12 protein-coding genes are annotated in these 13,250 nt (G+C 52.5%); 8 read left to right on the forward strand and 4 right to left on the reverse strand.

All coding sequences use genetic code 11. From position 1 onward, the window contains the following. Positions 1-8: 8 nt before the first annotated feature. Positions 9-1,328, reverse strand: coding sequence for an amidohydrolase family protein (locus ACO0K9_RS19550; RefSeq protein ID WP_422987757.1), 1,320 nt, complete (start codon positions 1,326-1,328; stop codon positions 9-11). A 244-nt stretch (positions 1,329-1,572) separates the two neighbouring features. Here ACO0K9_RS19550 and ACO0K9_RS19555 point away from each other — a divergent pair, with 244 nt between their 5' ends. The 5 genes from ACO0K9_RS19555 to ACO0K9_RS19575 all read left to right on the forward strand — a co-directional run bounded on the left by ACO0K9_RS19555 (position 1,573) and on the right by ACO0K9_RS19575 (position 8,448). Further along, positions 1,573-1,974 carry a hypothetical protein gene (locus ACO0K9_RS19555; protein ID WP_422987758.1) on the forward strand — a complete coding sequence of 134 codons (402 nt, stop codon included), beginning with the start codon at positions 1,573-1,575 and terminating at the stop codon, positions 1,972-1,974. Positions 1,975-2,626: 652 nt separating this feature from the next. Continuing rightward, positions 2,627-3,826 (forward strand): cation:proton antiporter, encoded by a 1,200-nt coding sequence (locus ACO0K9_RS19560; protein WP_422987759.1) that lies wholly within the window; start codon positions 2,627-2,629, stop codon positions 3,824-3,826. Positions 3,827-4,069: 243 nt separating this feature from the next. Continuing rightward, complete coding sequence (locus ACO0K9_RS19565; protein WP_422987760.1) at positions 4,070-5,947, forward strand: glucokinase; 1,878 nt, start codon at positions 4,070-4,072, stop codon at positions 5,945-5,947. 176 nt (positions 5,948-6,123) lie between these two features. Continuing rightward, complete coding sequence (locus ACO0K9_RS19570) at positions 6,124-7,260, forward strand: helix-turn-helix domain-containing protein (RefSeq protein ID WP_422987761.1); 1,137 nt, start codon at positions 6,124-6,126, stop codon at positions 7,258-7,260. A 120-nt stretch (positions 7,261-7,380) separates the two neighbouring features. Beyond that, positions 7,381-8,448 (forward strand): alpha/beta hydrolase family protein, encoded by a 1,068-nt coding sequence (locus ACO0K9_RS19575; RefSeq protein WP_422987762.1) that lies wholly within the window; start codon positions 7,381-7,383, stop codon positions 8,446-8,448. A 260-nt stretch (positions 8,449-8,708) separates the two neighbouring features. Here the strand turns inward: ACO0K9_RS19575 and ACO0K9_RS19580 are convergent, their stop codons facing one another. Next, positions 8,709-8,999 (reverse strand): GNAT family N-acetyltransferase, encoded by a 291-nt coding sequence (locus ACO0K9_RS19580; protein WP_422987763.1) that lies wholly within the window; start codon positions 8,997-8,999, stop codon positions 8,709-8,711. Beyond that, positions 8,996-9,760 carry a sulfite exporter TauE/SafE family protein gene (locus ACO0K9_RS19585; RefSeq protein ID WP_422987764.1) on the reverse strand — a complete coding sequence of 255 codons (765 nt, stop codon included), beginning with the start codon at positions 9,758-9,760 and terminating at the stop codon, positions 8,996-8,998. Before ACO0K9_RS19585 ends, ACO0K9_RS19580 begins: the two co-directional genes overlap by 4 nt. Before the next feature lie 132 nt (positions 9,761-9,892). Here ACO0K9_RS19585 and ACO0K9_RS19590 point away from each other — a divergent pair, with 132 nt between their 5' ends. The 3 genes from ACO0K9_RS19590 (at position 9,893) to ACO0K9_RS19600 (ending at position 12,671) form a co-directional block, all read left to right on the forward strand. Beyond that, positions 9,893-10,786 (forward strand): LysR substrate-binding domain-containing protein, encoded by an 894-nt coding sequence (locus ACO0K9_RS19590; protein ID WP_422987765.1) that lies wholly within the window; start codon positions 9,893-9,895, stop codon positions 10,784-10,786. An 86-nt stretch (positions 10,787-10,872) separates the two neighbouring features. Further along, positions 10,873-11,772 carry a DUF6348 family protein gene (locus ACO0K9_RS19595; RefSeq protein ID WP_422987766.1) on the forward strand — a complete coding sequence of 300 codons (900 nt, stop codon included), beginning with the start codon at positions 10,873-10,875 and terminating at the stop codon, positions 11,770-11,772. Between the two features lie 62 nt (positions 11,773-11,834). Then, positions 11,835-12,671 (forward strand): branched-chain amino acid aminotransferase, encoded by an 837-nt coding sequence (locus ACO0K9_RS19600; RefSeq protein WP_422987767.1) that lies wholly within the window; start codon positions 11,835-11,837, stop codon positions 12,669-12,671. Positions 12,672-12,851: 180 nt separating this feature from the next. Here ACO0K9_RS19600 and ACO0K9_RS19605 read toward each other — a convergent pair. Further along, positions 12,852-13,250, reverse strand: a 399-nt coding sequence (locus ACO0K9_RS19605) for an ExbD/TolR family protein (protein WP_422987768.1), incomplete at its 5' end; no start/stop codon positions are given.

A 13,250-nucleotide genomic window follows, 5' to 3' on the forward strand; every position in this document is an offset into this window, starting at 1 on the left:
TTGAATTCTTATTGTGCGGTTGTTTTATAGATGCTGCCGTTTTTCATGACGAAAGATACTTTGGTCAGGACGGTGACATCAGCCAGCGGGTCTGCTTCTACCGCGATCAGATCAGCAAATTTACCGGCTTTGATACTGCCAATTTTTTCTTTTTGCCCCAGCAGGTCAGCGGCATTAATAGTGGCCGCCTGTATTGCCTGCATGGGTGTCATGCCGTACTTGACCATGTAATAAAACTGTTTCGCATTGTCACCGTGCGGGTAGACCCCGGCATCAGACCCAAAGGCCATGCGCGCACCGCCTTGCAGGGCAGCGCGGAAGTTGTCACGCTGCTTTTGGCCGATTTCTTTTTCTTTTGCCAGCGATTCTGGCAAGAAGCCGGCTTTCTCACCTTCGCCCAGAATATAGTCGTCATTATAAATATCCATCACCAGCCAGGTACCATGCTGTTTCGCCAGCTTGATGCCTTCGGCATCGATCAGGCTGCTGTGTTCGACCGAATCTACCCCAGCGCGAATAGCATCGCTGATGCCACTGGCACCATGCGCATGAGCGGCCACCTTGCGTCCCAGCTTGTGGGCTTCCTGCACGATGGCCTGCATTTCTTCCAGCGTGTATTGCTGGGCACCGGCAGCGTCACCTTTGGACAAGACCCCGCCGGTCGCACAAATCTTGATCTGGTCAGCCCCATATTTGGCCATTTCCCTGACCTTGCTGCGGGCTGCCCAAGGGCCGTCAGCGACGCCTTTGCCGACGTCATTGTATTCTGGTGGCAGCAAATTATTGTCGCAATGCCCACCCTTGATACCCAGGGCGTAACCGGATGCCAACACCCGCGGACCGGGAAAATCACCATCATTGATGGCATCACGCAAGGCGACGTCAGCAAAACCTTCAGAACCGACATCGCGCACCGTTGTAAAACCGGCATTCAGGGTATCACGCGCAGCCCTGACACCGTACAATGCGGCCCGCACGTTGGAAGTGCCTAGCGAACTATACCCATGCTGATGTGGATTGCTGGTCAGATGGGTATGCGCATCTATCAGGCCGGGCAACACCGTAGCATTCGACAAATCAATCACTGTGGCATTGGCCGGTATGGCTGTGGTTGCTATCGGGGTGATGCTGGCAATGCGCTCGCCTTCAATCACGATTAACTGATCGCGCAAGACCTTGGCGTTTTCAACATCAATCAGCCGACCCGCCTTGATGGCGATCGGATTTTTAGCCGCTGTTTTTTCTTCGGCAAGCGCCGTGGCAGAAACCAGCAGCAGGCTGCTGCAAAACAGGCTGGTGAATACGCGTTGCATGCGGTTTTTTTTCATTCTTCTTACCCTTGGCGTGTTTTTCGGTGAGTATCCCTGCCGAATATAACATAGCACTCATGGAGAATCTGATAGCTAAGGCTGCCCAGCGCGTAAATCGAATGCTTGCCACAGGCCTATTTAGACGGAAATGCAAAGAAGATCAGACCAGACTTTGAACCGGGTGTTGATAAGCGTAGGCATTGCAGTCAGCCCGGCCTTCAGGTATGTTGACAGTATTACTGTTCATCTTTCCAGGCATGTCATGTTGATCTTTATTGTTATTGCTGCCACTTTGTTGATGCTGGCCAGTGCCTGGGGGTTTGTCGGTATCTGGCGCTTTGCCAAATCTGGCGTGACGCCAAAAAACTGGAAGAAGCTGGTTTTTTCCACATTGGGCGCGGGTGTCTTGCTGGGATTACTCTCCAGCCTGGCTACGTTCTGGATGTTGTTTCCCTATCCGAATAGCCTGGGTCCGGGCTGGTTTGCCGGCTTGCCTTTCGTAGCGGTATATGTGGACGGCAACGACAATCATTATCACTTCAGTTTCACACAGGCAAGTGTGATTGCGAATGCCTGTTTCTGGTTTTTGTTGCCATTTGTTTTTTTTGCGTCTGTACGGTGCGGTCTGGCGACGCCGGCAAGTGGCGACTGCAGGATAAAATAGTCAGACGGCATACCTCTCTTTGCACCTATCGTTGATCCTGAATCAGCGTAGCCCTCCCTTTCCTCCCCGACTGATTTTGCCATATGATTGGCAATCGTATTTTGCAAGTTTAACTCGCTTGAGTTCTGATCGGCCAATAGCGTCCAGGCAGGGAACCCCGTTCAAGTGACTGTAGTGACAACCGCGACACTTTGGATATTTGCGATGGAATTTATTGTTTTAATACCAAATAAATTATGACGTCAATGGGATTTTTGCAAAAAAACAAATAACTCAATTGAAATAAGTAGTTTAGCTACATATTAACCTTTATTGTTTTGTCGAGTATTCGCAGCATACTCAGAAGTGATCAAGGGAATATATACATATAGAGACATGTAATATTGTTATGACTTTTTGTAATCTTTGTTTGACATTTAATCTAGTTTTAGTACAAAATCCATTTCGGAACTTTGGTTTCTGCTTGGCAGCTCGAAGAGTGCAAGTCATATAAAAGTGTTGCGAGACATGACATCAATGGCGCGTCCCCTTGCCGCATCGCATAGGTAACGATCATGTTTGCGCAGCCAAAATGCCGTTGTGGGAGACACTGCCGGAAAACAGGCGGTGCATAAAAATATAAACCTTAATCCAAAAAAATATGCATACAGGGATGAGCACTACCGAGATTTTCTTGATCGCGATGTTTGTAATTTTTACCTTGCCCTATCTGATCTGGCGGGTAGGTAAAACTGACTATTACGCACCACTGGTAGTAGTGCAAATTATTACTGGTATCTTGCTTGGCCCTGGCGTGTTGGGTGCCATTTTTCCAGACTACTACAAATTTTTGTTTAATCCTCAGGTGATACAGTCATTAAATGGTATCGCGTGGTGGGCCGTGATGATTTTTGTCATGGTTGCCGGGATAGAACTGGACTTGAAGAAGGCATGGGAACACCGGCGTGAGAGCACGATTACTGCAGGCCTGGCACTGGGCATGCCTTTGTTGTTCGGTTGCGTTGCCGGCATGGGTTTGCTGACCATGGATGGCTGGATGGGCCCCAAGGCCATGAGCTGGCAATTTGTGCTGGGTGTGGGCATGGCATGTGCTGTAACAGCTTTGCCCATCCTGATATTGTTAATGGAAAAGCTGGAAATTTTACGGCAACCGATAGGTCAGCGCATTCTTCGTTATGCCAGTCTGGACGACATTGCCATCTGGGGCGTGTTGGCGATTATTTTGCTCGACTGGACCAGGGTAGGGCGGCAAGTCGGGTTTTTGTTGTTATTTGCCGTTGCTACCTATCTGTTCCGCAAGCTCATGGTCTGGCTGCAAGAGCGTGATCGCTGGTATGTGGGTCTGATCTGGCTGGCGGCTTGCAGTTTTGCCGCTGACTGGGCTGGCCTGCATTATATGGTGGGTGCTTTCCTGGCCGGCGCTGTGATGGATGCGGATTGGTTTAATCAGGAAAAAATGGATTTGATGCGTCATCATGTCTTGCTGGCTATCATGCCGGTATTTTTCCTGAGCACTGGTTTGCGCACCAACTGGGCGGTAGGAGGCGTTACCGTATTCGTCGCTGCTGCTGTACTGCTGGTTGCCTCTGTCGGTGGCAAGCTGATAGGCATACAGGTGGCTGGTAAGATACTCAAATGGGAAAAGGGAGAGGCCTCCATTATTGGTTGGTTATTGCAGACCAAGGCTTTGATCATGATCATTTTCGTCAATGTTTTATTAGATAAAAGCATTATCACCAGCGAGACTTTTACCGCTTTACTGCTGATGGCCATCGCCAGCACCATGCTGACCGTACCTATCGTGTATCCGAAATTACAGAAAATGAAGGAGCTTATTTTCAGAAGCAAGTAAAGCACTTGAAAGTTGGTAGTTAGTGTGAGATATGCCTGCTGCTTTAGTGAAAGTGGCGGGCATTTTTCTTTGTACTTCCATGTCTTTTGGGTGAGTCGGAATAATCTATACAGGCTGGTGATTGTGGTAAATTGCGAGATTGGCATATGAATGCCTGACAGGCATGGCAGGGAATGGCCGGACGATGGAATTTGTTCCCGGAATGGTACAACGTGATATACATTAAGGCAGTATGAAGACAGCATGAAGACAAAGCACGCACTTGTAGAACATGGCAGCGTCACCGGGTTTTCCGGTGGCCCGCGCTTATTGGCTGATATTGGCGCTACCCATGCACGGTTTACACTTGAGTCTTCACCGGGCGTGTTTGAATCCGTCAAGGTCTTGAAGTGTGACGAATACCCGGACATCATTGCCCTGTTGCGTGCTTACCTGTCAGCGGTGCCGGCCAGTAAGGTGCACCATGCGGCCTTTGCGCTGGCCAATCCCATCGATGGTGACCAGGTCAGGATGACCAACCGTGACTGGGTTTTTTCGATTGAGGACGTGCGTCGCGAATTTGGTTTGTACACGCTGCTCATCGTGAATGATTTTACTGCGCTGGCAATGTCTTTGCCGGGTTTGCAGGCCAGGGATTTGATGCAGGTCGGTGGCGGCAGCGCTGTCGCCAAATCCGTGATTGGCGTATTGGGGCCGGGCACCGGTCTGGGCGTGTCTGGCCTGATTCCTACTTCCGACGGTTTTGTGACACTGGGCAGTGAAGGCGGTCACGTCAATTTTGCACCGACGGATGAGCGTGAATATGCCATCCTGCAATTCGCCTGGAAAGAATGGTCGCATGTCTCTACTGAACGCCTGATTTCTGGCCCCGGTCTGGAACTGATTTATCGCGCCCTTGCCGATCGCAATAAAAAAACCGTCAAGGCCTTGCCAGCGCAAGACATCATGCGTGGTGCACTGACGGATGGTGATGCATTGTGCCTGGAAACACTGGAATGTTTTTGCGGCATGCTGGGCAGTTTCAGTGCCAATCTGGCGGTGACCCTGGGGGCTTTCGGCGGGATTTATATCGGTGGCGGCATTGTGCCGTTGATGGGGGAGCGTTTTGCGACCTCCCCTTTCCGCAGCCGTTTTGAAGCCAAGGGGCGTTTTTCCAGCTACCTGGCACAAATCCCCACCTTTGTGATCACGACACAGAACCCGGCTTTCTACGGCGTATCGGCGATTTTGTCGGAGCACTTGCGTGGCCGCAGTGGCGATAGTTCACTGATGGACCGCATACAGCAATTGCAGTCTGAACTGACGCCGGCCGAAAGACGGGTTGCCAGCCTGGTGCTGGAAAATCCACGCACCGTGCTGAATGAAGCGATTGCCGAAATTGCCCGCCTGGCCGATGTCAGCCAACCTACCGTGATTCGTTTTTGCCGTTCCCTGGGTTTTCTGGGGCTGGCTGATTTCAAATTGAAATTCGCCAGCAGTCTGACTGGCACCATACCGGTAAGACACAGCCAGGTACGCATGAGCGACAGTACGCATGACCTGAGCGCCAAGGTGATTGACAATACCGTATCGGCGATTTTGAATTTCCGCGATCAGCTGGATGTACACTCGCTGGATCAGGCGATTGCACTGCTGCGCAAAGCCAGCAAGGTCGAATTTTATGCCATGGGTAATTCACGTGCGGTGGCCCTGGATGGCCAGCATAAATTTTTCCGCTTCCGTATCCCTACCGCTTCCTACGGTGACGCCCATTTGTTTTCCATGGCGGCAGAATTGCTGAACCCTGGTGATGTGGTAATTGTCGTATCCAATTCCGGCAAGTTGCCAGAACTGCTGAAGGCAGTTGATGCTGCCCTGCATGCCGGCGCCGATGTCATCGCCATCACACCGAATCAGTCGCCGCTGGCAAAAAAAGCGACAGTCTGCCTGGCCGTCAATCATATGGAAGACAATGCCACTTTCCTGTCCATGATTTCACGCATACTGCAATTGCTGCTGATCGATATTCTGGCAGTCGGTTTGTCTATCGATGCACCTGTGACCGATGCCGTGGGGGACGCAGTCAAGCGCAAGGAATTATCGCGTTTCAGCAATTTGCTGATTTCCCATCTGGATAGCTGACAGTTCAGGCGCTTGCGCAAATTAACGGCTTGCTGCTATCGTGATCACCTTTAATAGCGATAGGACTTACTCAAAACCGCCCCAACGGCGTTGCAGCTACTTGCCGTACTCTTTGTACTGTCTTCGTACTGTCTTCGTCGCTGCGCCTTGTTGGGACAATTTTGCGTAAGTCCTAAGTGACTTCTACTATGCTGCTGACTGAACCCCTGGTGCTGCTGGATGCTGGACTGCGTGGCACTCTGATTGCCCTGTTGCTGCTATTGTCTGCCATCCTTTGGCGCGATCGTCCACGCCTGACCGTGGTGCGTACCGGTATTGCCCTTTGCCTTGGGCTGGCGGTACAGGTAGTGGCGGCTACCCCCTTGTTTGAAGCGATGATGCCGCGCTTATGGCAGGCACCTCTGGTGGCAGTTTCGGTAGCGAATGCCGTGCTGTTCTGGATATTTGTACAAGCCCTGTTTGACGATGACTTTGTACTGCGCCCCTTGCATGCGACGCTTTGGCTAGCCGTGGCCGCACTCAGTGGCTTGAATTGTGCCGTGGTCGCGGGCAGCGCATCCATACTGACCCCGCTATTGATGGGAGCGCAGCGTGGCATACCTCTGCTGTTTGCCGCGCTGGCGGCCCTGGCTGCAGCCCGGCAGTGGCGTACTGATCTGGTCGAGCAACGTCGCCGCCTGCGTGCCTTCATTGTGATTACCGGCATTGCCTACACAGTCGCCCTGTTGGCGGCGCGGCTGGGTTCACCCCATGGGCGTTTATTGGGACCGACAGCCACCGCTGATGTATTGATTTTATTGCTGATTATCGCCACGGTGACGGTAAAAATGTTGAAATTGGGACATCTGGATTTATTTCCCTTACCGCCTCACCAGGCTTTGCCCGCTTCAGGGCAGGTCGATACGTCGCCAGTTGATGCGCCGCTATCCCCCGCGCCAAAGCCCGTTGAGCATGATCCAGTTGAAGATCGTTTAGTCGCGGCGCTACAAAGCCTGATGCAGGAAGAGCGACTGTATCGCCGCGAAGATATTAGCCTGGCCAGCCTGGCGGCACGTCTGCAATTGCCTGAATACCGCGTGCGCCGTCTGATAAACCAGCGTTTGGGTTATCGCAACTTCAATGCCTATATCAATGAATTTCGCCTCACTGAGGCATGCACCGCCCTGAAAGATCCGGCACTACAGGATTTACCGGTGTTAAGCATTGCGCTGGAAGCGGGTTTTCAGTCCATAGGACCATTTAACCGGGCGTTCAAGGCTGCGACAGGGCTTACGCCCACCGAGTTTCGCAAAGAAAATATAGCCGATTCCTGAAATCGGCTAGCCGTATTCTGTAATTTGCAGTCTATGGCAAGACATCATCCCGTTTTAAATCCATAGTCAGCTTCACCACGAGCAGCCGCTTGTGGCTTTCACATCAACTGGAGCCTGACTATGCCCACCACACTTATTTTTGCGATTGGACGCAACTGGCGGCCTTACTTATTTTCTGTATTGATCCCTGTCTTGTTTTTATGTACGGGCAGGGCGCAAGCTGGTGTCGGTTTGGGTGAGATAGCGGCAACGGCCAGTGACGGCACCATCACTCTGTTTTATCCCAGCCAGGCTGTCGAACAACAGCTAAGACGTGGTCGCTTTGTGCTGAATCTGGCAGAACGGGCCGAGCCGGTACGGGGTAACGGTCGCCTGATTGTCATTTCACATGGTTCGGGCGGTGGCCCGTGGGTACATGTGAATCTGGCGCGTGCCTTGGTTGAGGCTGGCTTTGTGGTCGCCATGCCGCAGCATCATGCGGATAATTTCATGGATGACAGTAATCCCGGACCGGATAGCTGGGCCCTGAGGCCGGCAGAAATGTCACGCGCCATTGATGCAGTAGGGCGCGATGCACGTTTTGCCAGCTTGCTGACGCTGGATAAAGTCGGCATTTATGGCATGTCTGCAGGTGGGCATACCGCCCTCAGTATGGCTGGCGGGCGCTGGTCACCAGACGGTTTCAGGCAGCATTGCGAAACCAGTCTGGAGGAAGATTTTCAAGCCTGTGTCGGCCTGATCACCCGTTTGACAGGTGGCATGCTGGATGGCATCAAGAAGTGGGCTGCCATGCTGGTGATACGTCACCGCTTCAGCGATGCAACGCCGCGTGAGCACCATGACCCACGGGTGGCAGCGGTGGTCGCTGGTGTGCCGGCAGCGGCTGATTTTGACCTGTCTTCACTGGAGCACCCGGTCATGCCTGTGGCCCTGATCACGGCCGGGCAAGATCGCTGGCTGATACCGCGTTTCCACAGTGGCCTGGTCCTGCAGGCTTGCAAAAGCTGCGTGCGACTGGCTGAGTTGCCTGCCGCTGGTCATGGTGCATTATTGTCACCCTTGCCACCGGGATTGACGGGATTGCTGGGTGATATGTTGAATGATCCGCCAGGATTTGATCGCAGCCAGATGGCTGAAGTTGACCAGAAAATCGCCCGCTTTTTTGAACAGCAGTTACTGCAAAAGTAAAGTTGCACAATAGAGAATAGATAGGACTTACGCAAAACCGCCCCAGCTGCGTTGCAGCTCCTCGTCGTACTATTCGTACTGTCTTCGTCACTACGCCTTGCTGGGACAATTTTGCGTAAGTCCTAATAGAATGTAACTTGATCAGCAAATAATTGAAACTGAAAGACACCCGGTCGGCGTCAGCCAGATTGGCGCTGGCGCAAACAGACTCATTGGTATGGGTCTGTTTGGATTGATACAAACCGCCGGCAGACAGCTGCTCAGTGATGGCTGGCAGGTTTGACGGCATGCGCACAGCTCACTTCCATCCCGGGCAGGTCAGCTTGCAGGAAATTGAGCAAGGCTTTAGCAATTCCCAGTTCGCGAAATGCCGGTTTCACATACAGGACATGGATGTGGACGTGCTTGCCACTGACGCTGCAATCGAGCGCACCTACATGCTGCCTGTCCCAGAATGCATTGAACTGGATACTGCACTGATCGTTGCCACTGCATTGCTTGCAGATCTTCAGGGTATCGGCCAGATTGCCACAGGGTTTGGTATTGATCATCCCTTTGCTCCCCAGAGGTAGTGTAGTCCCAGCATCAGCAAGCCTGCAAAAAAACAGCGCTTGAAGATTGCGGCGGGCATCTTGTCACGCAGCATTTGCCCCATCTGCATGCCGACAATGGCAGGCAGCAACGCAAAAAGAGAATTGCCCGCCACGCTCCAGTGCAATTGCCCGGCCCATGCCAGATTGACGGCGAGGGCTAGCGTGGAAACGGTAAACGTCAAACCCATGGCTTGTATCAGACTGTCTTTGTCCAGGTTCAGGGTTTGCAGAAAAGGGACGGATGGCATGACAAATACGCCGGTGGTAGCGGTGACCATGCCTGTCAGTGTGCCAGCGACAGACGCCATTCTGGTTTCCAGCCGGACTGGCATCGTCCAGTGAAAAGACGCCAGACCCATGCCTGCATAGGCAATCAGTGCCAGACCCAGGCCGATACCCGACCAGTAAGGATTAATACGCGTCAGCAGCAGCGCAGACAAGAATGTACCTGCGCAGATACCTAGCAGCATGGGGCGTAGCCGATGCAATAGCTGGCGCAGATCTGGGCCGACGGCAAGTTGCCAGCAATTCGTCAAAAGCGAAGGCATGATCAATAAAGCGGCTGCCTCCATGGTGGGCATGGACAAACTCAGCAAACCTATGGCAACCGTTGGCAAGCCCAGGCCCACAATGCCCTTGACCATGCCAGCCAGTATAAAAACCAGACAGACCACCAGGAATTGCTGGTAATCGCCGGGGAGAGTAAAAAAATTTTCCATTCACACAGTTTGCCACTGCCAGCAAGCGCTGAAAATGTGGAATACACTCAGTGAGCCTTCGGATTATACTTAGGCTAAACACTTAGACTAAATACTGAGGCTAAAGTGAATGAGAATAGGAGGGGCTAGGCCATGCGCTTTGATCTGGTTGATTTGCAGTTGTTTTTGCATGTGGTGGAAGCAGGCAGCATCACGTCCGGCGCTGGTCGCAGCCACCTGGCACTGGCATCGGCCAGCGCCCGTTTGCGCGGCATGGAAGAACAGTTGGGCGTACCGCTGCTGACACGCAACCGGCGTGGCATAGAGTTGACCGATGCCGGTCGCACGCTATTGCATCATGCGCGTTTGTTGATGCAGCAAATGGAAAGAATGCGCGGTGACCTGGGTGACTACGCGCAGGGGTTGAAAGGCCATATACGCCTGCTGTGTAATACCTCGGCCCTGACCGAGTTTTTGCCGCAGGCTTTGGCTGCCTATATGCATGCGCATCCGCATGTGAATATAGAAGTGGAAGAACGACTGAGCAATGACATCGTGCAGGCCCTGATGGAAGGCCAGGCCGATATCGGCATCGTGGCCAATACCGTCAGTTGTGCGGGCTTGCAGACTTTTCCTTTTCGTCATGATCAACTGGTGCTGGTCACAGCGCACGAACACCCCTTGGCGGAACTGGCAGATGCTGCTGGCCGGGTTTCATTTGCCGATAGCCTGGCCTATGATTTTGTCGGCCTGGCTGGGGACAGCGCACTTCAACAATATCTGAATGATCATGCAGCCAGGCTAGGGCAGCGCCTGCATTACCGGCTGCGTCTGCGTAGCTTTGACGGTATCTGCCGCATGGTGGAAAGTGGTGCCGGTATTGCGATCATTCCCGAAACAGCGGCGACGCGGTACGAGAAAATAATGAAGATCAGTCAACTGCAACTCAACGATGTATGGGCGGTGCGGCAACTGCTGATTTGTGTACGCCAGTATGATGAATTGCCAGCCCATGCAAGGGAACTGATTTCCATGATCAAGGCATGACAGCCCCATTATGATTTGCTCGTGCGTGTTATGTTCTTGTTACAATGCAGGCTGATTGTCCTCATCTTTGTTTTTCCTTCCTGCCCATGTCCCTTACTCATTCATTCACCAAAGCTTTCAATGCTGTCAAAGGCAAGTTGCGTCCTGCCCAGGCTGTTTCACCGCAGACCACTGTAGCACCATCGATTGAAGCAGACCCGCTGCTGATGCAGATGCTGTTTGAGATATTGGCTGCAGAAGATATCAAGGCCACCTGGCAAGGCCATTACCTTCGGCTGGCAGATGGCCTGGCTGATGACCTGGCTGATGGCCTGGTGCTGGCTGCCGAACGGGTGGAAGCAGTGGCATTGGCCGAAGACAAATTCAGGACCTGTACCCGTATTCATGTCAGCCATGCGGTTTATTTTCCGCAAGGCCTCAGTGAATATCAGCATGCAATGGGGGCGAGCGAAGTGCTGGCCATGAGCGAAGGTTTTCGTACCTGGGCCAGAATGGATTTGCTGGCTTTGCTGGACGCCACGCGTGAGTTTCCCAAAGGCTGTACCGTCATTGAAATGAATGTGGCCAGTGAGACAGATGTGGCAGCAGGCAAGGCCGTGTACCGGCAAGTCATACTGGGGCCGGTGGCCCATCTGGCGACCTTGCCAGCCCCCAAGCGCAAGGAAGAGCATCCGTTTTGCCCCTGTTGCCTGTTCACGGAAAGCATGCCAGCTTTTCATGATCTGTTACAGAGCGATCAATTTTTTGGCGTACGCCTGTTTGCTTCACGCGATAATGAAGGCAAGCTGGCCGCCGATTGCCGGGTGAATGGCGAGGATTTTTTAGCAGCAACAGAACATCTGCAGCACTATGCAGAAAAATGGCCGCAACGCGGTCTTGAGTTTCGCAAGCAATATGTCGTGATCAGAAGCAGTGGCCGCAGCGTGAATGCCGGTGCCACTATTGATGCTATTGATAGTACCAATGCCTCCGCCAGTCAGGCATAAGCGAACATAGGCAGGCATGCTGTAGAATCAAATGTCATCCATTTCTATCGTTGAGGAATACTATGTACCGCACTTATTTCAAGGGTCAATGGAGCGAAGGTAATACGCCTTTGTTTGGCGCAATGGATCATGCTGTCTGGCTGGGTTCTTCGGTATTTGATGGCGCACGTTCCATCCGTGGCCTGACGCCGGATTTGCGTCTGCATCTGCAAAGGGTCATACAGTCGGCACAAAGACTGGGTTTGCAATGCCCTTACAATGTGGATGAACTGGAAGCCCTGTGCCGCGAGGGCATTGCCCTGTTTCCGGCGGATGCAGAACTGTATATCCGTCCGCTGGTGTTTGGTACTGATGGCTTGCTGATCCCCGAGCCAACGACCTCGGGCTTTGCGCTGACGCTGTTTGATGCGGCCATGCCGGCTTTTTCAGGCTTTTCTGCCTGCCTGTCCAGCCTGCGTCGCCCTGATCCTTCCATGGCACCGACAGATGCCAAGGCATCTTGCTTATATCCAAATTCCACCAAGGCTCTGCGCGAAGCCAAAGACCGTGCTTATGACAATGCCGTGGTTTGTGACGTGCATGGCAATGTGGCGGAATTTGCGACGGCCAATATCTTTTTTGTGACCGCAGACAATGAAATCGTCACACCCGTAGCCAATGGCAGTTTCTTGTCCGGGATTACCCGTGCCCGTGTCATCGGCCTGTTGAAAGAGGATGGCAAGCAAGTGTCAGAACGTACAGTAAAACCGGAAGAACTGTTGCAAGCCAAAGAGATTTTCAATACCGGTAATTTTGCAAAAGTCACGCCCTGTACCCGTTATGAAGGCCGTCAGTTGCCGGTAGGTGACATAGCCACCCGTGCGCGCGACCTGTATTTTTCCTTCATGGAAAAGCAGTAAATCTGGCTTGATGCTTGTTGCTTAGCTTTATGCCCAACGCACGCACCACTGCGCTGATGATGCCGTCCCCGGCCTTGGTGTTGCATGAAGAAGGCAGCCAGCGGTAGTGATGCAGTGTGTTGAATAAAAAATGCAAAAAGGCAGGTTTCCCTGCCTTTTTGCATTGATGCACCATCTTGTTTACTTCAGGAACTGCTCATTCCCGACCATACCGATCTTGGTCACACCCAGACGCTGTGCTGCTGCCATCACTGCAGCGACCGATTTATACGGTACCACAGCTACTGGACGCAAATGCACTTCTGGCTGGTCTGGCGATGTCGCCACTGCATGCAGCTTGCCTTCCAGTTCAGTCTGGTTGACGGCCACACCATCCCACAACACCGTACCATCGAAGTCCACATCGATATTGACAACGATAGGTGGCGCTGGTGGTGGCGGTGGATTGCCTATCGGCATATTCAGATTGATCGCGTGGTTCTGAATAGGAATGGTAATAATCAACATAATGATCAATACCAGCATGACGTCAATCAATGGCGTCATGTTCATTTCTATCATTACTTCCGGATCAGCTGA

This window comes from Undibacterium sp. Ji50W, assembly GCF_049340445.1.
GTDB lineage: Bacteria > Pseudomonadota > Gammaproteobacteria > Burkholderiales > Burkholderiaceae_D > Undibacterium.

Coding starts and splice junctions, on each gene's coding strand:
- ACO0K9_RS19585 (WP_422987764.1), bottom strand. CDS start 9,760: ATGGAAAATTTTTTTACTCTCCCCGGCGATTACCAGCAATTCCTGGTG.
- ACO0K9_RS19595 (WP_422987766.1), top strand. CDS start 10,873: ATGTCCCTTACTCATTCATTCACCAAAGCTTTCAATGCTGTCAAAGGC.
- ACO0K9_RS19590 (WP_422987765.1), top strand. CDS start 9,893: ATGCGCTTTGATCTGGTTGATTTGCAGTTGTTTTTGCATGTGGTGGAA.
- ACO0K9_RS19550 (WP_422987757.1), bottom strand. CDS start 1,328: ATGAAAAAAAACCGCATGCAACGCGTATTCACCAGCCTGTTTTGCAGC.
- ACO0K9_RS19600 (WP_422987767.1), top strand. CDS start 11,835: ATGTACCGCACTTATTTCAAGGGTCAATGGAGCGAAGGTAATACGCCT.
- ACO0K9_RS19555 (WP_422987758.1), top strand. CDS start 1,573: ATGTTGATCTTTATTGTTATTGCTGCCACTTTGTTGATGCTGGCCAGT.
- ACO0K9_RS19560 (WP_422987759.1), top strand. CDS start 2,627: ATGAGCACTACCGAGATTTTCTTGATCGCGATGTTTGTAATTTTTACC.
- ACO0K9_RS19565 (WP_422987760.1), top strand. CDS start 4,070: ATGAAGACAAAGCACGCACTTGTAGAACATGGCAGCGTCACCGGGTTT.
- ACO0K9_RS19580 (WP_422987763.1), bottom strand. CDS start 8,999: ATGATCAATACCAAACCCTGTGGCAATCTGGCCGATACCCTGAAGATC.
- ACO0K9_RS19575 (WP_422987762.1), top strand. CDS start 7,381: ATGCCCACCACACTTATTTTTGCGATTGGACGCAACTGGCGGCCTTAC.